Origin of the sequence: Ekhidna sp. (genome assembly GCF_039940915.1) — a bacterium.
Taxonomy (GTDB): Bacteria; Bacteroidota; Bacteroidia; order Cytophagales; family Cyclobacteriaceae; genus Ekhidna.
Genome location: NZ_JBDVFO010000003.1, coordinates 212,763 through 234,949, shown reverse-complemented (window position 1 = coordinate 234,949; position 22,187 = coordinate 212,763). Strand labels below are relative to the sequence as shown.

Genomic DNA, 22,187 nt, shown 5'->3' with positions numbered 1-22,187 from the left:
ATCCTAGTTGTTAGACAAGTATTCAGCTACACCGTCTCTGGTCGCGTTCATAGCTGTTTTACCTTCTTCCCAGTTTGCAGGACAAACTTCACCATGCGCTTGTACGTGTTGCCATGCATCTACAATTCGAAGCATCTCATCAATATTTCTCCCCAATGGAAGGTCATTGATGCTTTCATGCCTTACAATTCCGTCTTTATCAATATAGAAAGTACCTCTGAAAGCAACAGGAGCTCCTTCGAAGCCTAGATTTCCTTCTTCATCATATGACCAATCTCCTGCCAATACTCCGAAGTTTGAAGCTATCGTTTTTGAAGAATCAGCTACTAGTGGATAAGTTACTCCAGAGATTCCACCCTTATTCTTATCTGTCATCAACCATGCTAGATGAGTTTCTTCTGTATCGCACGAAACTCCAACTACTGCTACTCCTCTTTTTTCAAACTCTTCAAGTTTTTCTTGAAACGCATGAATTTCTGTTGGGCAGACAAATGTGAAATCTTTAGGATAAAAGAAGAAAATCACTTCTTTGTTTCCAATGTATTGATCAAGTGAAAAATTTTCTACAATCTCCTCACCGTTGATTACAGCTGGTGCATTTACGATTGGTGCTTTTTTTCCTACTAATGACATTTCTATTTGTTTGTTTTTAAAGTGTTTGTAAATAATTAAATAAAAGATATACCTTCCTCAGGATCGATGAGTTCACCATTTACCCGAAGTTTGATTTCGCTAATTTTAAAATTCTTTATGCGTTTCTTTTTGAAGAATTCATTGATTAGTTCATAGAGTTCTTCGTCATAAAAATCTTGAATTTTATCGGTCTTCAAGCAGTAAAGATGACCATGCGGACTCATGTTTGCATCGTAACGTTTGGAGCCAGATCTAACCAAAACGCGTTGAATCAAGCCTGCATCTACGAGCACATCTAATACGCGATATACACTCCCCAAAGAGATGGAAGGATTATCTTCTTTTAACCCTTCATAGATGCTTTCAGCTGAAGGATGCTCGTTAGATGCCGTTAGTTCTTTTAAAACAACTATCCGTGGATGTGTCGCCTTTAATCCCGCCTCGTCAAGTCGGTGCTTTATTTGATTAATAATTTCCATTTAGGAATAATTCTCAAATGCGAAATTAAATCACCCAAACCAAACACCCAAAATTTTCGACTAATGAATCAAAATACCATACGCGTCAAGTCGAAATCTGGTAAAATCTTGGTTAATTGCAGTATAATCAGACAATTACCTACTAAATCAATCAGAATCAAACACGATGATTATGAAAAAAACTACTACTAAAATTTTAACACTATTGTTAGTGGGGCTATTTACCATCAGTCACTCCGCTAAGTCACAAGAATTTGACGAAATCTTCAAAGGAGGTACGGCAGATGCTAATAGGTACCTAGAAGCATATACAAAATCCATGATGCTCTCTTTCAACAATGGACTGGGGAGCGGTTGGTACAATACGGCTGCCACTCACAAACTTCTTGGCTTTGATCTCACTGCAACCGTTAATATTGCCAATATACCCAACGATGAAAGACAATTTGATTTTAATAGTCGTACATGGCAAAACCTGCAATTACAACCAGGATCATCTTCAACATTGCCAACTGCGGTAGGTGGCCCTACTGAATCTAGACTGTTCATACCTGCTGGCACGGAAGCGATTCCCGGATCAGGAATTCTTTATGAGAACGATGTAGTTTTTGACGCTCCAGAGGGTTTTGACGTTGAAGATTTACCTGTTGTGGGTTTTCCAGTACCTGCTATTCAGCTTGGTATCGGACTACCTAAAAACACTGAATTAATTATCAGGTATGCCAGTGACTTTGGTGCGGCTGGCGATGACGGTAGTTTCAATATTTTTGGTCTAGGTATTAAGCATGACCTGAAACAATGGATTCCTGGCTTAAAATTGGTACCGTTTGACTTTTCTGGATTTGCTTCCTTTAACAGACTTAGTGCGGATTATGACATCCTTGTAAATGATCCTGAATTTCAGGCTGATGGTGTGGCTGAACTAAAAGCTTCCTCTGTAACTATTCAAGGTATTATCTCGAAGAAAATCGCCATATTAACCCCATACGTTGGAATAGGCTACAATATTGCAAGTAGTTCGCTCGATGTAAAAGGAACTTTCACTTACAGAGATACAAACAGTGGTGCAGAAGGCGTAGTGACTGATCCTGTAGCTCTGAGTTTTTCTGGTGGAAGCTCTCCGAGAATCAACGCTGGTTTAAGACTTAAGCTGTTGATTCTTACAATCCATGCCGAGTATGCGATACAAAAGTATAACACCTTCACTGCAGGCGTTGGCATCAGCATTCGATAAGAAAATTCAAAAGAATTCAAAAAGCGTATAAACAAAGAAAAGTCCCGTCAAAAACGGGACTTTCTTTTTTACTTGTCAAACAGGTGTATGAATAATTTGTGTTATGCATTAGGTATATACAGGTCAGTCAAATAAAGTAACCCCTGAGATGATAAAAATTTTATTTGTTTGTTTAGGTAACATTTGTAGATCCCCGTTAGCCGAGGCTGTTTTTAAGAAAAAGCTAGAAATTCATGGCTTAGATGATGAAATTTTTGCTGATTCCGCCGGAACAGCAAACTATCATGTAGGTGAAACGCCTGATCCACGTACGATCGAAATTGCCTCAAAGCATGGGATCCCCGTAAACCATAGAGGTCAACAGTTTAAAAAGCATCATTTAAACGAATTTGATTATTTATTAGCGATGGATCACTCCAACTACAGGAACATGGAGATCGAGATGGGGACTGATTCAGACAAGTTGCTATTGATGCGTGACTTTGATCCTCAAGGAAAAGGCCAAGATGTACCTGACCCATGGTATGGTGGAATGAATGGTTTTGAAGAAGTCTATCAAATTCTGGATCGATCGTTGGACGAATTTCTGACGTTTATAAAAAAAGCCCATGATCTATGAATGCTTTCATAGATTCAATTTTAAAAAAACACCTCTCCCCTTCCATTCAATTGGACTCTGTGCAGCCACTTTCCGGAGGATGTATTAACAACGCATTCAAGGTTTTCAGTGATCAGGGTACATTTTTCATAAAGTGCAACCAATCATCACTTATTAAAATGTTCTCCACTGAAGAGCGTTGCTTGGCTATGCTTTTCAAGCATTCTCCCATCAGAACCCCTCGCCCACTTGGAATAGGTGTTGCAAACGAGAAATCCTATTTGCTTACCGAATGGATTGAAAAGGGTGCTCAATCAGGGAAATTTTGGGAAAGTTTTGGAAGCAATCTAGCCATTCAGCACCGAGAAACTCACAACGAATTTGGACTAGACCATGCCAATTTCATTGGCAGCTTGCCACAATCCAATTCACCACATACAAACTGGCACAGTTTCTTTATTTATGAACGGTTGATTCCGCAGCTAAATCTAGGAATCTCTAAAAATATCATCTCGAATGATCTTCGTTCACAATTCGATTTATTATTCTTAAAACTGGAGCATTTAATACCCAAAGAACGACCCTCATTGTTGCATGGAGATTTATGGAGTGGCAACTTTACTGTTGACCAATCAGGTGAAGCAGCAATATTTGATCCTGCCGTCTACTATGGACATAGGGAAACAGAGTTAGCTTTCACACAGTTATTCGGAGGATTTTCTCCTTCATTCTATCACGCCTATCAGGAATCTTTCCCTGTGGAGTCTGGCTTTGATGAGCGTATTGAAATCCACAACCTCTACCCGCTACTTGTTCATGTAAACTTATTCGGAGCCTCCTATTTATCAGGAGTCTTACAAACGCTCAAACGATTCAGTTAACGATATAAAACCTGATAATTATTAGTCGTCTTTTGTTCCATAATGATCGATCTGTTCCATGGAAGCTTATTAAAGGAATCTGGCGTATAGTTTTTGATCGTTGCTAGATTTAGCGCACCGTCGAAGGTCAATATAAAATCTCGATTCAATAGTTCTTTGATCCGTCTTGATTTGAATTCTTTATTGTCAATGCAAAATGAAAATGTCAATGCTGAATTCTGCATCAGATTGATCTTAATATTCAATAAATCCAGTACCTGAAGAATCATTCCGAGTTTTTTTTCATTCATGAAGCTGTGATCTTTCACTTGAGCAGTTACGAGTAGTTGATTGCCTTTAAATACAAAGCAGGGTATCGTCTTGGTTGTATTCTCGGACGCTATCACTGTTCCTGATTTATCCCTATCAAGGAATGACCGAACAATCAACGGGATACTTTTCTGAGCAATGGGCTTGAGCGTTTTAGGATGAATAACCTGCGCACCATAATAAGTCATTTCTGTAACCTCCCTGTAGCTCAATTTTTCGTATTGCTCGGTGTCTTCCAAAATGCGAGGATCAGCATTCAAAATACCTGGCACATCTTTCCATACGGTAAATCCATCAGCGTTGAGACAGCAGGCGAGTATTGCTCCAGTGTAGTCAGATCCTTCACGACCCAAAGTCGTAGAATTCCCTTCTACATCTGAGCCTATGAAACCTTGAGTAATCACAATCGCTCTTTCTACCACAGGTTTGAGATCCTGAAGCATTTGCCTTTCAGTGACTACCCAGTCTACATTAGCCTCGGTAAAGTATTGATCCGTTCGAATAACGGATCGAACATCAAACCATTCACATTTCACCTGCTGGCTGAGGTATGCTTCAATGATTGAAGTAGACATCAATTCACCATGAGGCACTATTTTATCATAGGCAAGCATTGGGTCCACTTGACTCAGATTCATCAACTCATTTTCCAAAGACTCTTCGAAAAGCAGGTATCGATCTGGTGTACTACCCAACAATTCATCAATTACCTCGCGATGATATGACTTCAATTCATTGAGTGTCTGTTCATAATTCTCTCCTGCAAGAGCTTGCTTGACTAAATCTTCAAGTTTATTTGTGGACTTTCCCATTGCAGAAACCACAACAACCATCTGCTCATTATCACACGAGGATATGATTTCCGCTAAATTTTTAACACCGGCAGCATCTTTCACCGACGCACCTCCAAACTTGAAAATCTGCATTATGCAAACGTTATAACTAGTGAATGAATTAATTTCGTGGTTCGTAAATCCAACATTCAATTTTGAACTAACCTCCACATGAACAAAAGTAAGCTTGGCCTGCCAATAGGAACAACCTTAGACCGCTTTATTAAACAGAAAGAGGATGAATTTTCTTCTGCAACAGGTGAGCTATCTCAGCTTTTGAGAGATATAGCTCTAGCAGGAAAGATTGTTAATAAGGAGGTTAATAAATCAGGTCTTCTGGATATTACTGGTGGTTTTGGGGAGAAAAATGTGCAAGGCGAGGATCAACAAAAGCTTGATGTGGTAGCTGATATTCGATTTACCAGAGCCTTGAAAAACGGAGGTATGACTTGTGCTGTTGTTTCTGAAGAAGAACAGGAAATTATTCATTTGAATCCAAACTGCAGATATGTGGTGGCTATTGACCCACTTGATGGAAGCTCCAACATAGATGTAAACGTGTCTATAGGAACCATTTTTTCTATTTACAAGCGAATTTCTCCGGTAGGAGGCCCTGTTCAGGAAGAAGATGTTTTGCAAAAAGGAACAGAGCAAGTAGCGGCAGGATACATCCTGTATGGATCATCTACCATGCTTGTTTATACCACAGGACGAGGAGTTCACGGTTTTACACTTGAACCCAGCATAGGAGAGTTTGTTCTTTCTCATGATCACATGACCTGCCCAACTGATGGGAATATTTATTCAATCAATGAGGGCAACTATTTTTCATTTGATGAATGGGTGCGCGAGTACATCGATGATTGCAAGAAAAAAGGCATGACAGCAAGGTACATTGGATCGTTGGTGGCGGATTTCCATAGAAATATGATGAAAGGTGGAATTTACCTATATCCAAACACTGAAAAAGCGCCGAATGGAAAACTGAGGTTGCTTTATGAATGCAATGCATTAGCATTCATCGCTGAGCAGTCCGGTGGTGTAGCTACCAATGGCAAAGAGCGAATCATGGATATCCAGCCCACCGCATTTCATCAACGCTCACCTCTTTATTTGGGATCTTCCAAGATGGTCGACTATGCGATGACTTTCGTCAAGGCTGATATTTCTGACGTGTCATAACTTTTTGCTTTTCGCGTTCGATAATGGCGCGTGCAAGATTTGTAGCGATTTCTCCTTGTTTAGAACTTTGAAGCAAGTCTTTGGTCTTTTCTTCTGAGATATCAATTCGGTAAAGTGCCGTTAAAAGTCTATTTAAATCATGATCCAGCAGATAGTTTACTTGTTTGATTAGGAACTGTTCTAACCGATCAAATTCATTTTTTTCATCCCCAAATTCCATTTCCACCTCTAGTCCGAAATCCTTTCGAATCAGTTGATAACTCTGTTTGACTAATGTAACTTCATCCATCTCAACTACTGATTTAACACTGCTAATCATCAAAAATAGGAATATGAAAAAGATATTATTGGTCTGCCTTCTAGGAATTTCGTTTGCTGGGAATGCGCAAGATGAAAAAGAAGAAATAATGAAAGTTGTCAATCAAGTATTTGAAGCAATGCGCACAAACGATAGTACCCTGCTTAAGCAATGTTTCATAGAGAATCCTTACACATTTACAGCTTATATAAATAAAGAGGGCAAATCCATTTTATCCACTGATGATTTTCAACGCTTCATTGATGCTGTGGGTCAACCAAAAGAGCGCGTATGGAATGAGCCCATCTGGAATGAGAAAGTGAACATCGATGGAAACCTGGCTTCCGTATGGGTTGATTACGCATTTTATCTGGACGATCAATTTTCACATTGTGGAGTCGACGCCTTCCACTTAATCCTGCAGGAAGGAGCCTGGAAAATCTTTCATTTAGTAGATACTCGAAGGAGGTCTGATTGCGTGATACCAGATGATATCAAGCCTTAACCTTATCTGGAATCCATTCAAAATCTTCCGATTTGAGCGAATCAACAAGGATATCACTTAGCTCCTTTGGGGGAATGGTGGTTCTGCGCTTAACTGTGTCCAGCCAAGCGCCATCTACATCTATTTTTGCGGATAAATCTCCATCTTTTGTATAGATATTATGTCTGAACGACCATTTTGAACCATCCTTTCTCAGTTTAGAGATTGTAAATCCTACTTCGAATTCTTCATTCATCCGAATCTCTTTGAAAAATCGGGTGTCCTCCCTAAAAAGTATGGGGCCCACATTCATTGCCAAAAGCTTTTGAAAAGGCATGCTTATCTCTTCGAAATACATGAGACGTGCTTGAGCGCAATAGTCGTTGTAGGCGGTATGCCTCATATGCCCGTTCGGATCTAAGTCAGCCCATCGAACACGAAATTTGAATTTTATCTCACTCACCTTTCGTTTCCTCTTTTTTTGCAGCAGGTTTTTTGGTGGTCTTTTCCTTTTCTTCTTTTTTTTCTGCTAGTACCTCTGGCGCTTGTTTTACAATTTGATCGTACCAACTCACTAATTTCTTGATGTCCGACACGTAGACGCGCGATTCGTCGTAATCTGGCAATATAAATTTCAAGAAAGATTTTAGTTCTTCAGGGCTACTGTTCTTATCCAAATCAGTATCTCCATCAAATTCCGCATGAATATTTCTCATCACATCCTCCAATGGCAAGGCACCTTCTGAATCTGTCGTATAGATAGAAATTTCTGATAATATGCTCACTTTATTATGCATAGTGGCAATCATCTTCTTTTTATGCTCATCCATGCTTTCAAGCACAACTCCAGTACGTGTTGGTTGAATTATTTTAAACAAGTTTCCTTTTCCTGAAACAGATGCGATATCGCTAAATTCCATATGTTGATTTGTTTGAGAGGGCAAAAATATCCTATCCTGCTATCTCTGCATTGATTCGGTCAATAAAATCTAATATTTCTTCACCCCCGATCTTTTCAGAAGAAGAAGTCACAAAGGTAGGAGGTAGTTCTTCCCAGGTTTTACGCATCTCTTTCTTGTAAGCTGCCACATTGGATTGGATTTGAGTTTTCCCCAGCTTGTCAGCCTTGGTAAACACTATACCAAATGGAATCGCATTTTCGCCCAGCCAAGCCATGAATTCGAGATCAATTTTTTGAGCTTCATGCCTGCAGTCTACCAGCACAAATACACATGCGAGGTTTTGGCGCTCTTCCAGGTATGAATTAATCATCTTTTTCCAGGCAGCTTTATTCACTTTACTTGTTTGCGCCCATCCATAACCTGGTAAATCTACCAAGTACCAGGTATCGTTAATCAAAAAGTGATTGATCAGCTGTGTTTTCCCTGGTGTAGAAGAAGTCTTGGCCAGCTTCTTGCGGTTAGTCATGAGGTTGATCAAACTGGACTTTCCCACGTTTGATCTCCCAATAAAGGCATACTCTGGAGTATTCGGATCAGGACAATCAGCCACATTGGGACTGCTTTTTACAAATTCTGCTGATTTTATCTGCATGGAGAAGAAACTGATAACATTTGAGCCGAACACGGGTTTAATCCACTAATATTGCGGCAATTATGACGGTACTACCTTACAAAGATAAGTCGGATGCAAAGAAGAAGCAGGTAGCTGAAATGTTTGACAGCATTTCTGGCAAGTATGACTTTCTAAATCACTTCCTAAGTCTTGGAATTGACATCAGATGGAGAAAAAAAGGCATCAAGTTGCTACATGACCTTCAACCAAAGCAAATCCTTGACATAGCCACAGGTACAGGGGATTTTGCCATAGAGTCTTTGAAGTTGAATCCTGAAAAGGTCATAGGTGTAGACATTTCCGAAGGAATGTTAAATGTGGGTCGGGAGAAAATGAAGAAACGAGGCTACTCCGATATCATTGACATGCAGTCTGGTGATTCGGAAAACCTTCATTTTGAGGATAATAAGTTCGATGCAGTCATCGTTGCTTTTGGGGTGAGGAACTTTGAAAACCTGGAAAAAGGACTTTCTGAAATGAACCGCGTGCTGCGGCCTGGAGGACGAGCTATTATTCTTGAATTTTCAAAACCTACGGTATTTCCATTCAAACAATTATATAATTTTTATTTTCGTTGGATATTACCGAAGATTGGCAAAATTGTTTCTAAAGACAATGCTGCCTATACATACTTGCCAGAATCAGTAAATGAATTTCCGTTTGGAGATGAATTTCTCAAGGTTCTAGCGAAAACAGGATATAAAAACACGAAATGCAAGCCATTAACGCTAGGAATCAGCTCTATATACGTGGGAGAAAAATAGCTCTCGCCTGCCTGTTGATTTTAGGTTTGGCACATTCATCGGTTGCGCAGAACAATCCTTCTGACAATCTGCTCAATTATGAAGATCAATGGATTCATTATGGATTCCTCATCGGTGTGCATTCTTCCAAATATGTCATTAAGTACTCGGACTATTTCACATCTCCTGCGATGGACACTGTCCACTCCATCGTCCCTGGAAATCTTGGTGGTTTCAAGTTGGGATTTGTGATTAATATGAAAATCTCCAAATACCTTGATTTCAGGCTGCTTCCTACGGTCGGATTCTATGAAAACGATTTGAATTACCGATTTACCAATGGCATCACCCAAAGAGAGCTCAAGGATGCTACGATGGTTGAATTACCGCTGCTTTTAAAGTATAAATCTGCCAGGCGAGGGAATATCGCAATGTATATGGTTTTTGGAGTTAACCCATCGCTGGAGGCATCCGGTAAGGGGGATGAGCAGGATGTAACACAAAAGTTGGAGTTGAAAAACTGGAATCTGGCGATAGATGTGGGCGTGGGTCTTGATATTTTTTATCCATTTTTTAAATTCTCCCCAGAGATCAGGTATTCTTATGGGCTTAGAAATATGCTATCTGATAATCCAAATGATTTTAGCATTGGACTGGAAAAGCTCACCACACAAAATCTGGGCATTTTCATTACGTTCGAGGGTGGACCTAGTTCTAAAAGAAAGCTTGGCAAGACTTTGAAAGGTGCTGGCCAGATCAAGGCAAGACAAAAGAAAAGATTAAAAGGAAGTAAAGGAAGGAGCTAAATGAGTCAACCTATCGCTTTCATCACAGGAGCCACAAGCGGCATAGGAGAAGCAACCTCTCGTTTATTGTCCAAAAAATATCGCCTCATCATCTGTGGTCGTAGAAAAGAACGATTAGAAAAACTTCAGCGTGAGCTTGAAAGTGAATGCCAAATCTTGTCTTTCGATGTAAGAGACAAAGAAGCAGTTTTTGAAGCATTTGAATCACTCCCAGAAGAATGGCAAGCAATAGATGTACTGATCAACAATGCTGGAAATGCGCACGGTCTCGATCTCATTCAAGATGGTAGTACGGAAGACTGGGATGCCATGATGGATATCAATGTAAAAGGTTTGCTTTATGTGAGCAAAGCGGCGATATCGGGAATGGTGGAACGAAAGAAAGGGCACATCATCAACATCAGTTCGATTGCAGGTCTGGAGGTTTATACGCGTGGAAATGTGTACTGTGCATCTAAACATGCTGTAGACGCCCTAACGAAAGGGATGCGCATGGATCTTAATGCGCATGGAATCAAGGTATCTTCCATTGATCCAGGATTAGTGGAAACAGAATTTAGTGAGGTTAGGTTTAAAGGTGATTCTGAAAAAGCCGGTAAAGTCTATGAAAATTATACTCCGCTAAAAGCCATTGATGTTGCCGAAACAATCGAGTTTGTGCTCAGCCGTCCACCTCATGTCATGATTGGAGATTTACTCATTCTGCCTACAGATCAGGCAAGTAGCACAATTGTGAATAAAAAAAGCTCATAGTCTTTTCTTAAGTATTCCGATAAACACATATTTGCTGCATGCAAAACATCCTGATCATTGGCGCAGGCAAATCATCCACCGCGCTTATCAATTATCTACTTACGCATACCGTTGAAGAAAATTGGACTATTACCATTGCTGAGAAAGACCCCCAACTAGCTGAAACAAAAATAGGCGGTCATAAAAATGCCAAGGCTGTACCATTCGATGTTTTTGATGCTGAGCTTTTAGAAAATCTGGTTGGCAATCATGACTTGATTATATCGATGCTTCCTGCCTCTCTGCACATCCACGTAGCGCGTAAATGCGCGGAGTTAAAAAAGCATTTTTTAACAGCCTCATACCTTACCGAAGAGATTAAAGCCCTGAATGATCAGTTTGAAAATGCAGGTAAGTTGATGATCATGGAGATGGGGCTTGATCCAGGAATTGACCACATGTCTGCCATGAAGGTATTGGACGAGTTACGTGAGCAAGGGTGTGAACTTACTGGTTTTGAGACTTTTACTGGAGGTCTTGTGGCGGAAGAATCTGTTGGTGACAATCCCTGGAAATATAAATTTACATGGAATCCGAGGAATGTAGTTTTAGCGGGTCAGGGAAGCTGCAAGTTTATTCAGGAAGGACGCTATAAGTACATTCCCTACCAGAAACTATTCAGAAGAACAGAGACGATCTACATCCCAGATTACGGATATTTCGAAGGCTATGCCAATCGAGATTCGCTCGCATACCTGGATGTCTATAATTTAAGGGGAATTCGCACACTCTACCGTGGCACCCTGCGAAGGCCCGGATATTGCTCAGCATGGGACGTCTTTGTGCAGCTTGGTGCTACCGATGATACATATGAGATGGAAAATGTGTCAGAAATGACTCATCGTCAATTCATCAATTCATTTCTTTCATACAATCCCAATGACTCCATCGAACTTAAGCTTGCTCATTACCTAAATCTTGATTTAGACAATGGCATCATGTTCAAGCTCAAGTGGTTGGGTATGTTTGATGAAGACCTTGTAGGTCTAAAAAAAGGTACTCCTGCACAAATACTTGAACATATTCTTAAAAAGAAGTGGACCTTAGATGAAAATGACAAGGACATGATTGTGATGTGGCACAAATTCAACTTCCTTTCGGATGGCAAACCACGTCAGATAGAGTCGAGTATGGTCGCTTTGGGTGACGATGATGTAAACACTGCTATGTCTAAGACAGTGGGTCTACCTCTTGCCATCGCTGCAAAACTTATTTTGAAAGGTGAAATAAGCTTAACAGGCGTTCATGTACCTATTAAGAAACAGATATACGAGCCAGTGCTCGCTGAGCTCACTAAGACAGGTTTGGTGTTTAATGAGCGTGAGGTAGAGCCTACTTTTTATTGATTATTTAATAACGTGAGCCTTGATCACTGAATCAATCTCAGTCATTATCAGATCAATTTGTGTAAGATCACCGTCCAGATGCTGATCAATCAGTCGTTGCAGATGACCTGCAATCTTAATTTCATCTTCTTTCTGTTGGCCTCTAGCAAAACGTATCGAATTCTGTAGGTGATCCATTGCATGATTGATGGTCACTCGTGCCTCCTCTTTTTTTCCTTCTCTGATAAATTGCTCAGAAACCCTCAATGAAGCAAACGCTAAGGAATTCATCGCATCTGCAAAGGCCTCATACATCAAATCCTCATTAATGTCTTCCGCTTTTATATGTCCTTCCACAACTTCAAGGTCATAGATGGCTACTTCGATGGCACCAGTGCTTACACTATCACCATCTTTTTCCAAAAGCTTCATCATCTTGATGGCATCCTCCAGAAATTTGATTGCTGTTAGCGATTTATGATCTTGCAAGGTCCTATCGGCGGTATTCATCAACAGGTCAGGCTCTGTGGCCAAATCAGTTAAGTTTGGATTCTCCATTTTATAATCGCGCTGGATTTTAAAGTAGGTAACCAACGACCCTATCACAATCGCTGCAAATAGGAAATAATAAAAGCCTCTATTTGAATTCATTCCGGTTCTTTAATGTATTTACGTACTAAAATAAGCCATCAGCTCATTCCTTTCTCAAAAGCCTCATCTACTTTTAACTTTTTTCGTTCAGCGGCCTCTACAGCCAGTTGATCACATCTTTCATTTTCTGCATGGCCTGCATGTCCCTTCACCCATTTGAATCTCACATCATGTGGAGCTGCCGCCTTAAGGTAGCGTTCCCAAAGGTCGCGATTCTTTTTTCCTTTAAAATCTTTCACCACCCAGCCTTTGAGCCAGCCTTTTGTTACAGAATCAACCACATACTTACTATCGGAAACTACCAACACCTTCCATCCGGGTTTCTTTATTGCTTCTAATCCTGCAATCACCGCCAGTAGCTCCATCCTATTGTTGGTTGTCATTCGAAAGCCATCAGATAGTTCTTTTTCTTTTTCACCATATCTCAAAATGGTGCCGTATCCACCTGGGCCTGGATTGCCTTTCGCTGCTCCATCAGTAAACATTGATATCATGTAAGCAAATGATTTTTAAAGATTTTAATAGCAATGGCTAACAATACAATTCCAAAAACTTTTCTAAGAACATTGAAGCCTGCTTTTCCAATTTTTCGTTCCAGCCATCCGCTCGTTTTTAAAACGAGGTAAACAAACGCCAGGTTTACAACAACACCGATGAGAATATTCGTGGTGGCAAATTCTGCTTTTAAAGACACCAGAGTTGTCATTGTTCCAGCCCCTGCGATCAACGGGAAAGCAAGAGGTACAATGGACGCGCTTTTGGATTCCTCAGGATCCGATTTAAAAAATTGCAGACCCAAAATCATTTCCATTCCCAGCAGAAACATAATGATAGCTCCTGCAATGGCAAATGAACTAATATCTATTCCGAAGAGCTGAAGGATGCTTTCGCCTAAAAAAAGGAAAATAACCATGATTATCCCGGAGACCAGCGTAGCTTTCCCTGACTGTATATGACCAAACTTTTTTCTTAAATCAATAATTATTGGAACACTCCCAATAATGTCTATTACAGAGAAAAGAATAAGCGAAACACTAATGATTTCTTTAAAATTGAACATCAGCTTAGTTTGTTATGTAAAATTTAACACAAAACTAATGTGCTGAACAGCCGTAATAGCATAAAAATTTATTCATTTTGCAAATCATTTTAATGAGCACCTAGCAAGAATCATTTGGCACTGTTTTCGCCTGAATAATATTACAAAAGGGAAAACGAAAATTTCAACTCAAAAGGACATGACTAAAACTATTTTTTTTACACTACTTGTGTTTGCTTCTACTTGTTCCATTGCTCAACAGGGCTGGAACTGGCCCGAAGATCCAGAAATGAAGACTCAGGCAATGGAAAAGCAAGCCTATTACAAGCTTTTGATTGCTCAAAGCAAATTTGATGAGGCCATGGTTCCACTCAACTGGCTTTATGAAAACAATCCAAACCTAAATCCATCCATTTATATTCAGGGAGTAGACTGTCTGGACGAAATAATGAAAAAGACTACCGACAAGTCTCGAAAGGACGGTTTGCAAGATTCTGTTCTTTGGATGTTTGATAAGCGAATCGAGTATTTCGATAACGATGCATCTACAGTAAACTACAAAGCATTCAAAGCATTTCAGCTGTACTACAGGAATCCAAAAAAATACGAGATGCTCTCCGAACTTTTTGCCAAAGCATACGAAATGAATGGTCCAGAAGTTCTTATAAGTAATCTAAACACCTACATGTTTCTTGCAAAGAACTATCACAAGGTTGCTCCTACCAAAATGACACCAGAAAGAGTCCTTGATATACACACATTAGTTTCAGAAACCATTGAAATGAAGAAGCAAGACGGTGGAAATATCGAGAAACTGAATAAAGAACAAGCAAAAACAGATGCTTGGTTAAGTTCAATCCCCGGAATCTTAACCTGCGAGTTTATTGAGGAGAAATTAGTTCCCAAGTTTCGAGCTAATCCTTCTGATTTGAATACCGCTAAGAAGATCTTTAAATATTCTGTGGAAGCTAAATGTACTTCTAAACCGTACTTCTTAGAAGCAAGTGAGCCGGTGTTTAAGGAGATGCCATCGTTTGTTCTTGCCAGTGCTATTGGAAACAAGTATTTAGCCAATGGTGAGGTCAACAAAGGTCTTGAGTATCATTCTGAAGCACTTAAGCTAGCATCTACGAATGATGAAAAATATAGTGCATACATGGGACAAGCGATAGCAAACAGTAAGCTTGGCAATAAGTCTCGCTCACGAGCTTTGGCTTATGAAGCACTGAGTGCTAAACCAGGAAGCAAAGAAGCATACAACCTCATTGGCAATTTATACTTCACGAGTTTTGATGATTGTAAGGGTGAAAAGAGTCAAGTTCAAGATCGGGCAATATTCATTGCCGCGTATGACATGTACAAAAAAGCAGGAAATACTGCACAGATGGCAGCCTCCAAAGAGCAATTTCCTTCCATCGAAGATATTTTTAATGAATCAAAAGAAGAAGGGGATCAGGTGACTATTGGATGCTGGATCAATACCACAGTAAACCTCCAACGTAGGTAATACAAACGGGATAACTTCTAAGGAATATGGAAGTTATCCCATTTTTTCAATCAATTTGCTTCAGCTTTCAGGCGTGTCTGCATCTCAACCATCCGCTCATTTTCTGGTTCTATTTTAAGCCCTCTTTTCACTGAAGCAAGGGCTTCCTTGTTTTTACCAAGTGAATCCATAAACCTTGCCTTCGTTTGATGAACCATGATCTCATTGGAGAATAGTTCTGCATTTAGCTCAAACACAAACTGAGCCTCGGGTATTTGAAAAGATGACCATAACACGTACCCGTAGGTATTGAGTTCATACATATTCTCTCCAGATTTAAATTCGTCCAGTAGCTTAGGCTTCATTTTTTTGAGCTCCTTCAAGGAGTATTTATCAAAATATTTGATGAGTTGATTGGCCACCGGATAAGCTGTATTGTACTCTTCACCAGCAAGTACTGCAGCTATGTCTTGCTCAAGCGAAGTAACCGGTTCTTCCACAATTCTACCAATTTCGTCCCCCGTTTGATCATGGAAGATAAATGTGGGTACACGATGTATATTCATCCCTCTCTCCTCTCGCTCTGGGGCTTGCTTATAATTTTGAAATCCAGTATTCAAGCATAGTATTTTAAGTTTTGCCAAGTCGTAGTTGGCTGCCGTCAAGATTTTAACAAAACGAGGTACTTCTCTTCTACTATCTCCACACCACGTGCCCATGAAAATGGTTATGGAATCGGCTTGAGATAAATCCATATCAGCTTTCTCAATCTGATATTCAGCATAATTTTTCGTATACCATTCCCCAAAAGGGTCTTCAGCCAGTCGATCGAGGCTGACTTCTCCAAGCAACATTGTTCTACCACTGGCACTTTCGAAGGTTCGATTAAGTGGCTGTGCAAATGAAAGGATGGATGATGTCGATAAAAGTAATAGTGCTAGTGTCTTCATATTTTTTTTCTTCAAAGAAGACGAGGACATTTCACGGTCACTGTTAATGGATTCTTAATATTTCTTAATGAGATGTTAAGCCTGTAGTTTTATATCATGAGACTAAAAATGATCATCTCCCTCTCACTTCTTGCACACCTGTGTTTAGGTCAGGAAGTCATTGTTTTGGGCACTGCTCAGGATGGTGGGTTTCCGCACATCGGATGTCAAAACGAGTGTCAAAAGGCATATAAAGATCCGAAACTGGCAAAATTTATCACATCACTCGCACTTGTGGATTCTGAAACTAAGCAATGGTGGCTATTTGAGGCATCTCCAGATATGGATGATCAACTTCAATATTTCAGTGAATTGACAGAGGGGGTATACCCTTACCTTCCATCTGGCATCTTTCTGACACATGCGCACATTGGGCACTATGCCGGACTGATAACGCTTGGAAGAGAAGCAATGGGTGCTAAGGGAGTGAAGGTGTATGCACTACCACGCATGATAGAATTTCTTCAAACAAATGGCCCTTGGAGTCAGCTGGTAAAACTCGGAAACATTGATCCTGTGGTCTTGACTAAGGATTTAGCTGTTGAGCTAAAGCAGGGCCTTACCGTAGCGGCTTTTACCGTTCCACACAGGGACGAGTTTTCTGAAACGGCAGGATTTAAAATAAATAAGAAAGGCAAAAGCTACTTATTCATCCCTGACATAGATAAGTGGAGCAAGTGGGATCAAAGCATCGTAGATATACTTAAAGATACCGCTATCGAATATGCGTTTCTTGATGCTACTTTCTATGCAGATGGTGAGCTTCCTAATCGAGCAATGAGTGAAGTTCCTCATCCATTTGTAAAAGAAACCATGAACCTATTCAAAGATGAATCTCGCACATTGAAGCGTAAAGTTGTTTTTATTCACTTCAATCACACCAACCCACTGTTGTTTGATCGGCAAACGAAAATAAATGTATTGAAGAAAGGTTATAATATAGCTGAGCAGGGAAAAAGATATGATTAGCATAGATATTGATAAAATCAGAAATGATATCAAGGATTACGGTGATAAGATTTTTTTAAACAGTGCAGGATCTTCGCTCACGCCAAAGTCTGTCTCAGCGGCCATAAAAAGGCACCTCGATCTAGAAGAGCACATGGGTGGCTATGAAGCAGCCAATCTAGTAAGTGATGACATTTCCAATTTCTACAAAAATGCTGCTCAAATGCTTGGATGCTCCCCAAGAAATATTGCTTTCACTAACAGTGCCACGGATTCTTACCTCAGGGCCTTGCTATCTTTTGACTTCAAAAAAAATGATGTGATCATTACCACCGATGATGATTATGCGTCCAATTACATTCATTTTATTTCACTTCAAAAAAAATCTGGAGTAAGGGTACTTCGAATCGAAAATCTTAAAAATGGTGATTTAAATATTGACAGCTTCCGAACGTTGGTAAAAGATACTAACCCCAAACTTGTTTCCGTTAGTCATATTCCTACCAATTCTGGTTTGATTCAGGATGTAAAACCCATAGGTGATATCTGTCAAAAACAAAACATTCCATTTTTATTGGATGCCTGCCAATCTGCTGGACAGCTAAAGCTGGATGTGAACGAGCTGAATTGTGACTTCCTTACCGTAACTGGGCGAAAGTTTCTCAGAGGTCCTCGAGGTACCGGACTTCTTTTCATTTCGGACAAATTACTTGATTCAGGTATTTATTCACTCATGATTGATGGCTTTGGAGCCATTTGGAATCAGGAGAACGACTATGATATGATTTCGGGTGCTGGACGTTTTGAGATGTGGGAAAAATCTTACGCTCTACAACTCGGTCTTTCAGAGGCTATTCGCTATGCAAACAGTATTGGATTAGATTCTATCGAATCATACAATGAAAAGCTTATGACTCACTTTAGAAATAACCTAAGCCATATTAGTGGTGTGCAGATGTACGACCGTGGCAGTAGTCAGGGTAATATTCTTACTTTTCGAAAAGATGGAAAATCACTTGATGAGATCAAAACAGTACTAGACAAGAATAAGATTCTTTACAGCGTAAGCAAGAAAGAATGGGGATTTATTGATTTCAATAAGAAAAACGTTGATTGGGTCGTTAGACTTTCACCACACTATTTCAATACTTTAACTGAAATAGACCGTGTATCAGATGTAATAGAGAATATCTAATGAAATTCATTTGTTTGTCTTTAATCATATTCGTATATCCTTTTGTCACATTAGGACAATATGAAGTCCTTGAAGCCAGAAAGGTTAAAAACCAACAGGGAGACAAAGTCAAGAAAGGTGATTTCCTATCAAAAGAGGATGCCATTTCAATTGATGAGAAAGGTTATCTGACGCTGGATGTAGAATCTGCAATGCACATGAAGCTTGCAGCAGGGCATTACCTCGTTGGAGCGGAAAGCGCCAGACACAATAAATGGTATGAAACACATCTGAATTTGACGAAAGAGCTGAAGAAGAAAGGAATGATCATGTGTAAGTTCACCTATAAAACATTGGTTGTACCTGGAAGCGATCGACATTTTGAAGTAGATCGCATTGAGTTGGATCAAAAAAACGTCACCGTCATAAACTCAGATACCGCATCTCTAACCCTCAAATGGGCCAACCCCGACTACCGATATTCGGGAGGATACCATCTGGTGATAAGGGATTTTTACAATAACGGATTTATTGATCTAATAGAAATAGATGCTGACAGTGATACTTTTACTTTTTCCCCTGGGAAATACGATCATAAGCATATGTACTATAACATCATTGCCAATGATTGCCGTGCAAGTTTTAGATATAAGATTCAATTGAACACCCGAAAAGCGAAAATTAATCGCGTGACCACTTTTGAAGATTCTTCAAATTAATTGACTCTTTCAATTTTTGCTCCAAGGGCATTGAGTCGGTCGTCTATAAATTGATAGCCTCTATCAATTTGATCTATGTTATGAATCGTACTAACTCCCTCCGCTGACATAGCGGCAATTAGTAGGGAAACTCCTGCACGTATATCCGGAGAAGTCATCGTTATTCCTCGCAATGCATATGCTCGATCCAATCCAATAACAGTCGCTCGGTGTGGGTCACATAAAATAATTTGTGCTCCCATGTCGATAAGTTTATCTACAAAGAAGAGGCGACTCTCAAACATTTTTTGATGAATCAATGCAGTTCCTCTTGCTTGAGTGGCTGTAACAAGTATCACACTCAGCAAGTCAGGGGTTAATCCTGGCCAAATCGCGTCAGCGATGGTTAAGATGGATCCATCAATATAGGATTCAATTTCATAATGCTCCTGTGCTGGAATGTGGATATCATCACCTTGAAAATCCATCTTGATTCCCAGTCGTCTGAATGTATCTGGAATAATGCCCAACTCTTTGATTTGAGCATCTTTGATGGTCAAATCAGACCCTGTCATGGCGGCTAAGCCAATGAAGCTACCAACCTCAATCATGTCAGGTAGCATTGTGTGCTCGGTTCCGCCAAGCGTTTTTACACCCTCAATTTTTAATAAATTCGAACCAATCCCATCAATATTTGCACCCATGCGTACGAGCATCTTGCATAATTGTTGGATGTAGGGTTCGCAAGCCGCATTGTAGATGGTTGTTAACCCCTCCGCCATTACAGCTGCCATAATGATGTTTGCAGTCCCCGTGACAGATGCTTCATCCAGCAACATGTATGCACCCTTTAGGTTGGTGCCGTCTACGGTGTAAAAAGAGGTTTTTGAATCATAATTGAATTTTGCCCCCAGCTTTTCAAAGCCTACGAAATGTGTATCCAGTCTTCGTCTACCAATTTTATCCCCTCCTGGTTTTGGCATACGGCCAGTACCGAAACGTGCTAACAGTGGCCCCAGAATCATAATTGAACCACGTAGAGCAGACGCCTTTTCTTTAAAATCTTCTGTATTCAAAAAGTCAAGATTGACATTGGCTGCCTGAAAGGTGTAGGACTCACTACTGTTTTGAGAAACCGACACTCCCATATCCGCGAGTAAGTCAATTAGTTTCAGTACATCCCGGATCTGTGGAATTTTATTGATTACCACTTCCTGATCCGTCAATAAAACTGCGGAAATGATCTGAAGTGCTTCGTTTTTTGCTCCCTGAGGGATGATTTCACCGTTAAGCTGGTGACCGCCTTCTACCCGGAAAGATGACATTATTTAGTGATTAGTTAATGGATTAGTATCAACAAATAAAGAGTTACCTGAGTAAATCACCAATCAACTATTCAACTATTTCTTGAAAAGAAATTAATTCCTTCTTCGATTATTGCTTCTTCCGCCCTGGTTATTGTTGCGACGGCCCTTGCCACCTTGATTGTTGGTGCGACGGCCTTTGTGATTGCTGTTGCTATTGCTTCTTCTTCCTGATGGTTTTTTATCAGAATCGAAAAGTCCAAGTTCTTTTACCGTCTCAATATTGATGTCTAATTGGTCATTCGACATCTTTTTGATATTCTTTAGGATTTGCTCATCCTCGATACTCTCTTTATTCCAGGTTTGGAAAAATCCTTTCATCAATCTACCAATAGCCACTACAGCCCCTTCTTTCTCCTTGGGATCCTCCATGGCAATAGCCTGATCGATCAAAAGCTCTACGCTACGCCCATAGTGACGGTATTTGATCTCGTTGGAGTAATAGTTTAGCCTTTCCGGCTTTTTGTTCAATACGGAAGCATCTGGCTTAGGGAACGGACCTTCTATGTCCAGTTCGAAATTAGAGATGATGTGGAGGTCATCCCATACTTTTTGATCCGTCTCGCTATCGTTACCCAAATCAGCATTGATAAGTTTCATCAACTCCACCAAAGTAGCTGCTTTTTTGTTTCGCTCTTCCTGTTCTTTAATCGTTTTTAAGTGCGCTACCAGATTCTGCACATTCCTTCCATACTCTCTCAATTTTAAATGAGCACGCTGAGTATTGTATTCCAATGATCTTTCCATAATAATATTAAGCCTCAAAAATAGGTAATTCAACAATAGATTAAAGCATTCCCCACATCATTCCTCCAAGGACACCAAATAGAATGGCTAACGCATAAATGGATAACATAATAATGGTAAACACTCCCATGAACACAAATAGCCTTCGAAGGTTGTTGTAAGCTTCGGAACATTGGTGCTGACTTTGTTCTCTGATACTTCTTTGCATTTGGGAACTAAATCGAAACAGGTAAAGTGATGGGAAAATGTAAATCAATGAAATAAGAATATAAATGATACCAAATGCTCCGGGCTCAAATGGCATCTCATCGATCATTGAGCCTGCTCCCATTATAAAAAAACCTGCTAAAATCATTAATCCACTCATTACGAATCCGACAATAGCAAGAAACTTCCCCCATTTAGCTGTCTCTAGAAAATTATTTTTATCTGCCTTGGTTAGAACTAATTCGTTCACTTCTGTTAACACTGATTCATTCTCTTCCATTATTCTATTTCTTTATTGCTGCAATGCATTTGAGCTCTATCGCGATGGGAGTTGGTAGTGAATTGATTTCGACGGTAGTTCTGCAGGGCTGATTGTCCTTGAAGTATTCCGCATAAAGCTCATTGTACGTTTTAAAGTCATCTTTCATATTTGTGAGAAAGACCGTAACATCGATCAAATCATCCCAGGAAGCGCCGGATGCTTCCAGGATGAGTCTCACGTTTTTGAAAACGGAATGACATTGCTCAGCTATATCATAGCTTATTATTCGGCCTTGATCATCCAACTCTACGCCTGGAATTTTCTTAGTTCCACGCTCTCTGGGACCAACTCCTGATAGAAACAGCAAGTTGCCAACTTGTCGGGCATGCGGATATAACCCAACGGGTTCAGGAGCTTTGTCTGAATCAAATTTCGTACTACTCATAAAGC

28 protein-coding genes are annotated in these 22,187 nt (G+C 40.0%); 13 read left to right on the top strand and 15 right to left on the bottom strand.

What is annotated here, in order from left to right:
* Positions 1-3: 3 nt before the first annotated feature.
* The gene (locus ABJF57_RS15995) at positions 4-633 is read right to left on the bottom strand and encodes a peroxiredoxin (protein WP_462232335.1); all 630 of its coding nucleotides are present in this window, start codon (positions 631-633) and stop codon (positions 4-6) included.
* A gap of 35 nt (positions 634-668) precedes the next feature.
* On the bottom strand, positions 669-1,112 hold the full coding sequence (locus ABJF57_RS15990) for a Fur family transcriptional regulator (protein ID WP_462232334.1): 444 nt from the start codon (positions 1,110-1,112) through the stop codon (positions 669-671).
* Positions 1,113-1,284: 172 nt separating this feature from the next.
* Here ABJF57_RS15990 and ABJF57_RS15985 point away from each other — a divergent pair, with 172 nt between their 5' ends.
* The 3 genes from ABJF57_RS15985 (at position 1,285) to ABJF57_RS15975 (ending at position 3,825) form a co-directional block, all read left to right on the top strand.
* Positions 1,285-2,346, top strand: coding sequence for a DUF6588 family protein (locus ABJF57_RS15985; RefSeq protein WP_462232333.1), 1,062 nt, complete (start codon positions 1,285-1,287; stop codon positions 2,344-2,346).
* Between the two features lie 148 nt (positions 2,347-2,494).
* A complete protein-coding gene (locus ABJF57_RS15980; protein ID WP_462232332.1) occupies positions 2,495-2,965 on the top strand; it encodes a low molecular weight protein-tyrosine-phosphatase in 471 nt (156 codons plus the stop codon).
* On the top strand, positions 2,962-3,825 hold the full coding sequence (locus ABJF57_RS15975) for a fructosamine kinase family protein (protein ID WP_462232331.1): 864 nt from the start codon (positions 2,962-2,964) through the stop codon (positions 3,823-3,825). The genes ABJF57_RS15980 and ABJF57_RS15975 overlap by 4 nt, the downstream gene beginning before the upstream one ends.
* On the opposite strand, the gene ABJF57_RS15970 is transcribed toward ABJF57_RS15975, so the two are convergent.
* Complete coding sequence (locus tag ABJF57_RS15970) at positions 3,822-5,060, bottom strand: aspartate kinase (RefSeq protein ID WP_462232330.1); 1,239 nt, start codon at positions 5,058-5,060, stop codon at positions 3,822-3,824. The two genes, ABJF57_RS15975 and ABJF57_RS15970, sit on opposite strands and share 4 nt — an antisense overlap.
* Before the next feature lie 78 nt (positions 5,061-5,138).
* Between ABJF57_RS15970 and fbp the strand changes: the two genes are divergently transcribed.
* Entirely contained in the window at positions 5,139-6,149 is a 1,011-nt protein-coding gene (gene fbp, locus ABJF57_RS15965; RefSeq protein WP_462232329.1) for a class 1 fructose-bisphosphatase, read from the top strand.
* Here the strand turns inward: fbp and ABJF57_RS15960 are convergent.
* Positions 6,121-6,438 carry a hypothetical protein gene (locus ABJF57_RS15960; protein WP_462232328.1) on the bottom strand — a complete coding sequence of 106 codons (318 nt, stop codon included), beginning with the start codon at positions 6,436-6,438 and terminating at the stop codon, positions 6,121-6,123. The two genes, fbp and ABJF57_RS15960, sit on opposite strands and share 29 nt — an antisense overlap.
* A gap of 43 nt (positions 6,439-6,481) precedes the next feature.
* Here ABJF57_RS15960 and ABJF57_RS15955 point away from each other — a divergent pair, with 43 nt between their 5' ends.
* Positions 6,482-6,952 carry a nuclear transport factor 2 family protein gene (locus ABJF57_RS15955; protein WP_462232327.1) on the top strand — a complete coding sequence of 157 codons (471 nt, stop codon included), beginning with the start codon at positions 6,482-6,484 and terminating at the stop codon, positions 6,950-6,952.
* On the opposite strand, the gene ABJF57_RS15950 is transcribed toward ABJF57_RS15955, so the two are convergent.
* Genes ABJF57_RS15950 through yihA form a run of 3 tightly spaced genes read right to left on the bottom strand, consistent with a single transcriptional unit; the run spans position 6,942 to position 8,485 of the window.
* Positions 6,942-7,394: an acyl-CoA thioesterase gene (locus tag ABJF57_RS15950; protein WP_462232326.1), complete on the bottom strand. Its 453-nt coding sequence runs from the start codon at positions 7,392-7,394 to the stop codon at positions 6,942-6,944. The genes ABJF57_RS15955 and ABJF57_RS15950 overlap by 11 nt on opposite strands.
* Positions 7,387-7,851: a DUF5606 family protein gene (locus ABJF57_RS15945; RefSeq protein ID WP_462232325.1), complete on the bottom strand. Its 465-nt coding sequence runs from the start codon at positions 7,849-7,851 to the stop codon at positions 7,387-7,389. The genes ABJF57_RS15950 and ABJF57_RS15945 overlap by 8 nt, the downstream gene beginning before the upstream one ends.
* A 31-nt stretch (positions 7,852-7,882) precedes the next feature.
* Positions 7,883-8,485, bottom strand: a complete 603-nt coding sequence (gene yihA, locus ABJF57_RS15940) for a ribosome biogenesis GTP-binding protein YihA/YsxC (protein WP_462232324.1) — start codon at positions 8,483-8,485, stop codon at positions 7,883-7,885.
* 62 nt (positions 8,486-8,547) lie between these two features.
* Here yihA and ubiE point away from each other — a divergent pair, with 62 nt between their 5' ends.
* From ubiE to ABJF57_RS15920, 4 genes are read left to right on the top strand one after another with little or no spacing between them, the layout of a single operon-like run.
* Positions 8,548-9,270 (top strand): bifunctional demethylmenaquinone methyltransferase/2-methoxy-6-polyprenyl-1,4-benzoquinol methylase UbiE, encoded by a 723-nt coding sequence (gene ubiE / locus ABJF57_RS15935; protein ID WP_462232323.1) that lies wholly within the window; start codon positions 8,548-8,550, stop codon positions 9,268-9,270.
* Positions 9,219-10,055 (top strand): type IX secretion/gliding motility protein PorT/SprT, encoded by an 837-nt coding sequence (porT, locus tag ABJF57_RS15930; RefSeq protein WP_462232322.1) that lies wholly within the window; start codon positions 9,219-9,221, stop codon positions 10,053-10,055. Before ubiE ends, porT begins: the two co-directional genes overlap by 52 nt.
* A complete protein-coding gene (locus ABJF57_RS15925; RefSeq protein WP_462232321.1) occupies positions 10,056-10,808 on the top strand; it encodes an SDR family NAD(P)-dependent oxidoreductase in 753 nt (250 codons plus the stop codon). It begins immediately after the preceding gene.
* A 38-nt stretch (positions 10,809-10,846) separates the two neighbouring features.
* The gene (locus ABJF57_RS15920) at positions 10,847-12,193 is read left to right on the top strand and encodes a saccharopine dehydrogenase family protein (RefSeq protein ID WP_462232320.1); all 1,347 of its coding nucleotides are present in this window, start codon (positions 10,847-10,849) and stop codon (positions 12,191-12,193) included.
* Here ABJF57_RS15920 and ABJF57_RS15915 read toward each other — a convergent pair whose 3' ends face one another.
* Genes ABJF57_RS15915 through ABJF57_RS15905 form a run of 3 tightly spaced genes read right to left on the bottom strand, consistent with a single transcriptional unit; the run spans position 12,194 to position 13,883 of the window.
* On the bottom strand, positions 12,194-12,823 hold the full coding sequence (locus ABJF57_RS15915) for a hypothetical protein (protein ID WP_462232319.1): 630 nt from the start codon (positions 12,821-12,823) through the stop codon (positions 12,194-12,196).
* 38 nt (positions 12,824-12,861) lie between these two features.
* Positions 12,862-13,317 carry a ribonuclease HI gene (rnhA, locus tag ABJF57_RS15910; RefSeq protein WP_462232318.1) on the bottom strand — a complete coding sequence of 152 codons (456 nt, stop codon included), beginning with the start codon at positions 13,315-13,317 and terminating at the stop codon, positions 12,862-12,864.
* A complete protein-coding gene (locus ABJF57_RS15905; protein ID WP_462232317.1) occupies positions 13,314-13,883 on the bottom strand; it encodes a MarC family protein in 570 nt (189 codons plus the stop codon). The genes rnhA and ABJF57_RS15905 overlap by 4 nt, the downstream gene beginning before the upstream one ends.
* A 178-nt stretch (positions 13,884-14,061) precedes the next feature.
* Between ABJF57_RS15905 and ABJF57_RS15900 the strand changes: the two genes are divergently transcribed.
* A complete protein-coding gene (locus ABJF57_RS15900; protein ID WP_462232316.1) occupies positions 14,062-15,369 on the top strand; it encodes a hypothetical protein in 1,308 nt (435 codons plus the stop codon).
* A 50-nt stretch (positions 15,370-15,419) separates the two neighbouring features.
* Here ABJF57_RS15900 and ABJF57_RS15895 read toward each other — a convergent pair whose 3' ends face one another.
* Positions 15,420-16,298, bottom strand: coding sequence for a TlpA family protein disulfide reductase (locus ABJF57_RS15895; RefSeq protein ID WP_462232315.1), 879 nt, complete (start codon positions 16,296-16,298; stop codon positions 15,420-15,422).
* A gap of 108 nt (positions 16,299-16,406) precedes the next feature.
* Between ABJF57_RS15895 and ABJF57_RS15890 the strand changes: the two genes are divergently transcribed.
* From ABJF57_RS15890 to ABJF57_RS15880, 3 genes are read left to right on the top strand one after another with little or no spacing between them, the layout of a single operon-like run.
* The gene (locus tag ABJF57_RS15890; protein ID WP_462232314.1) at positions 16,407-17,306 is read left to right on the top strand and encodes an MBL fold metallo-hydrolase; all 900 of its coding nucleotides are present in this window, start codon (positions 16,407-16,409) and stop codon (positions 17,304-17,306) included.
* On the top strand, positions 17,299-18,480 hold the full coding sequence (locus ABJF57_RS15885) for an aminotransferase class V-fold PLP-dependent enzyme (protein WP_462232313.1): 1,182 nt from the start codon (positions 17,299-17,301) through the stop codon (positions 18,478-18,480). The genes ABJF57_RS15890 and ABJF57_RS15885 overlap by 8 nt, the downstream gene beginning before the upstream one ends.
* Positions 18,481-18,494: 14 nt before the next feature.
* Positions 18,495-19,178 (top strand): hypothetical protein, encoded by a 684-nt coding sequence (locus tag ABJF57_RS15880; protein ID WP_462232312.1) that lies wholly within the window; start codon positions 18,495-18,497, stop codon positions 19,176-19,178.
* On the opposite strand, the gene murA is transcribed toward ABJF57_RS15880, so the two are convergent.
* The 4 genes from murA to ABJF57_RS15860 form a co-directional block, all read right to left on the bottom strand.
* A complete protein-coding gene (gene murA, locus ABJF57_RS15875; protein ID WP_462232311.1) occupies positions 19,175-20,482 on the bottom strand; it encodes a UDP-N-acetylglucosamine 1-carboxyvinyltransferase in 1,308 nt (435 codons plus the stop codon). The genes ABJF57_RS15880 and murA overlap by 4 nt on opposite strands.
* 93 nt (positions 20,483-20,575) lie before the next feature.
* A complete protein-coding gene (locus ABJF57_RS15870; protein WP_462232310.1) occupies positions 20,576-21,268 on the bottom strand; it encodes a DUF4290 domain-containing protein in 693 nt (230 codons plus the stop codon).
* A gap of 40 nt (positions 21,269-21,308) precedes the next feature.
* The gene (locus ABJF57_RS15865; RefSeq protein WP_462232309.1) at positions 21,309-21,755 is read right to left on the bottom strand and encodes a DUF5362 family protein; all 447 of its coding nucleotides are present in this window, start codon (positions 21,753-21,755) and stop codon (positions 21,309-21,311) included.
* Between the two features lie 4 nt (positions 21,756-21,759).
* Entirely contained in the window at positions 21,760-22,182 is a 423-nt protein-coding gene (locus ABJF57_RS15860) for a RidA family protein (RefSeq protein ID WP_462232308.1), read from the bottom strand.
* Positions 22,183-22,187: the final 5 nt, after the last annotated feature.

What these genes read in the sequence shown, in the direction of transcription:
- ABJF57_RS15995 (WP_462232335.1), bottom strand. Translation starts at nt 633, where the DNA reads ATGTCATTAGTAGGAAAAAAAGCACCAATCGTAAATGCACCAGCTGTA.
- ABJF57_RS15990 (WP_462232334.1), bottom strand. Translation starts at nt 1,112, where the DNA reads ATGGAAATTATTAATCAAATAAAGCACCGACTTGACGAGGCGGGATTA.
- ABJF57_RS15985 (WP_462232333.1), top strand. Translation starts at nt 1,285, where the DNA reads ATGAAAAAAACTACTACTAAAATTTTAACACTATTGTTAGTGGGGCTA.
- ABJF57_RS15980 (WP_462232332.1), top strand. Translation starts at nt 2,495, where the DNA reads ATGATAAAAATTTTATTTGTTTGTTTAGGTAACATTTGTAGATCCCCG.
- ABJF57_RS15975 (WP_462232331.1), top strand. Translation starts at nt 2,962, where the DNA reads ATGAATGCTTTCATAGATTCAATTTTAAAAAAACACCTCTCCCCTTCC.
- ABJF57_RS15970 (WP_462232330.1), bottom strand. Translation starts at nt 5,060, where the DNA reads ATGCAGATTTTCAAGTTTGGAGGTGCGTCGGTGAAAGATGCTGCCGGT.
- fbp (WP_462232329.1), top strand. Translation starts at nt 5,139, where the DNA reads ATGAACAAAAGTAAGCTTGGCCTGCCAATAGGAACAACCTTAGACCGC.
- ABJF57_RS15960 (WP_462232328.1), bottom strand. Translation starts at nt 6,438, where the DNA reads ATGGATGAAGTTACATTAGTCAAACAGAGTTATCAACTGATTCGAAAG.
- ABJF57_RS15955 (WP_462232327.1), top strand. Translation starts at nt 6,482, where the DNA reads ATGAAAAAGATATTATTGGTCTGCCTTCTAGGAATTTCGTTTGCTGGG.
- ABJF57_RS15945 (WP_462232325.1), bottom strand. Translation starts at nt 7,851, where the DNA reads ATGGAATTTAGCGATATCGCATCTGTTTCAGGAAAAGGAAACTTGTTT.
- yihA (WP_462232324.1), bottom strand. Translation starts at nt 8,485, where the DNA reads ATGCAGATAAAATCAGCAGAATTTGTAAAAAGCAGTCCCAATGTGGCT.
- ubiE (WP_462232323.1), top strand. Translation starts at nt 8,548, where the DNA reads ATGACGGTACTACCTTACAAAGATAAGTCGGATGCAAAGAAGAAGCAG.
- porT (WP_462232322.1), top strand. Translation starts at nt 9,219, where the DNA reads ATGCAAGCCATTAACGCTAGGAATCAGCTCTATATACGTGGGAGAAAA.
- ABJF57_RS15925 (WP_462232321.1), top strand. Translation starts at nt 10,056, where the DNA reads ATGAGTCAACCTATCGCTTTCATCACAGGAGCCACAAGCGGCATAGGA.
- ABJF57_RS15920 (WP_462232320.1), top strand. Translation starts at nt 10,847, where the DNA reads ATGCAAAACATCCTGATCATTGGCGCAGGCAAATCATCCACCGCGCTT.
- ABJF57_RS15915 (WP_462232319.1), bottom strand. Translation starts at nt 12,823, where the DNA reads ATGAATTCAAATAGAGGCTTTTATTATTTCCTATTTGCAGCGATTGTG.
- rnhA (WP_462232318.1), bottom strand. Translation starts at nt 13,317, where the DNA reads ATGATATCAATGTTTACTGATGGAGCAGCGAAAGGCAATCCAGGCCCA.
- ABJF57_RS15905 (WP_462232317.1), bottom strand. Translation starts at nt 13,883, where the DNA reads ATGTTCAATTTTAAAGAAATCATTAGTGTTTCGCTTATTCTTTTCTCT.
- ABJF57_RS15900 (WP_462232316.1), top strand. Translation starts at nt 14,062, where the DNA reads ATGACTAAAACTATTTTTTTTACACTACTTGTGTTTGCTTCTACTTGT.
- ABJF57_RS15895 (WP_462232315.1), bottom strand. Translation starts at nt 16,298, where the DNA reads ATGAAGACACTAGCACTATTACTTTTATCGACATCATCCATCCTTTCA.
- ABJF57_RS15890 (WP_462232314.1), top strand. Translation starts at nt 16,407, where the DNA reads ATGATCATCTCCCTCTCACTTCTTGCACACCTGTGTTTAGGTCAGGAA.
- ABJF57_RS15885 (WP_462232313.1), top strand. Translation starts at nt 17,299, where the DNA reads ATGATTAGCATAGATATTGATAAAATCAGAAATGATATCAAGGATTAC.
- murA (WP_462232311.1), bottom strand. Translation starts at nt 20,482, where the DNA reads ATGTCATCTTTCCGGGTAGAAGGCGGTCACCAGCTTAACGGTGAAATC.
- ABJF57_RS15870 (WP_462232310.1), bottom strand. Translation starts at nt 21,268, where the DNA reads ATGGAAAGATCATTGGAATACAATACTCAGCGTGCTCATTTAAAATTG.
- ABJF57_RS15865 (WP_462232309.1), bottom strand. Translation starts at nt 21,755, where the DNA reads ATGGAAGAGAATGAATCAGTGTTAACAGAAGTGAACGAATTAGTTCTA.
- ABJF57_RS15860 (WP_462232308.1), bottom strand. Translation starts at nt 22,182, where the DNA reads ATGAGTAGTACGAAATTTGATTCAGACAAAGCTCCTGAACCCGTTGGG.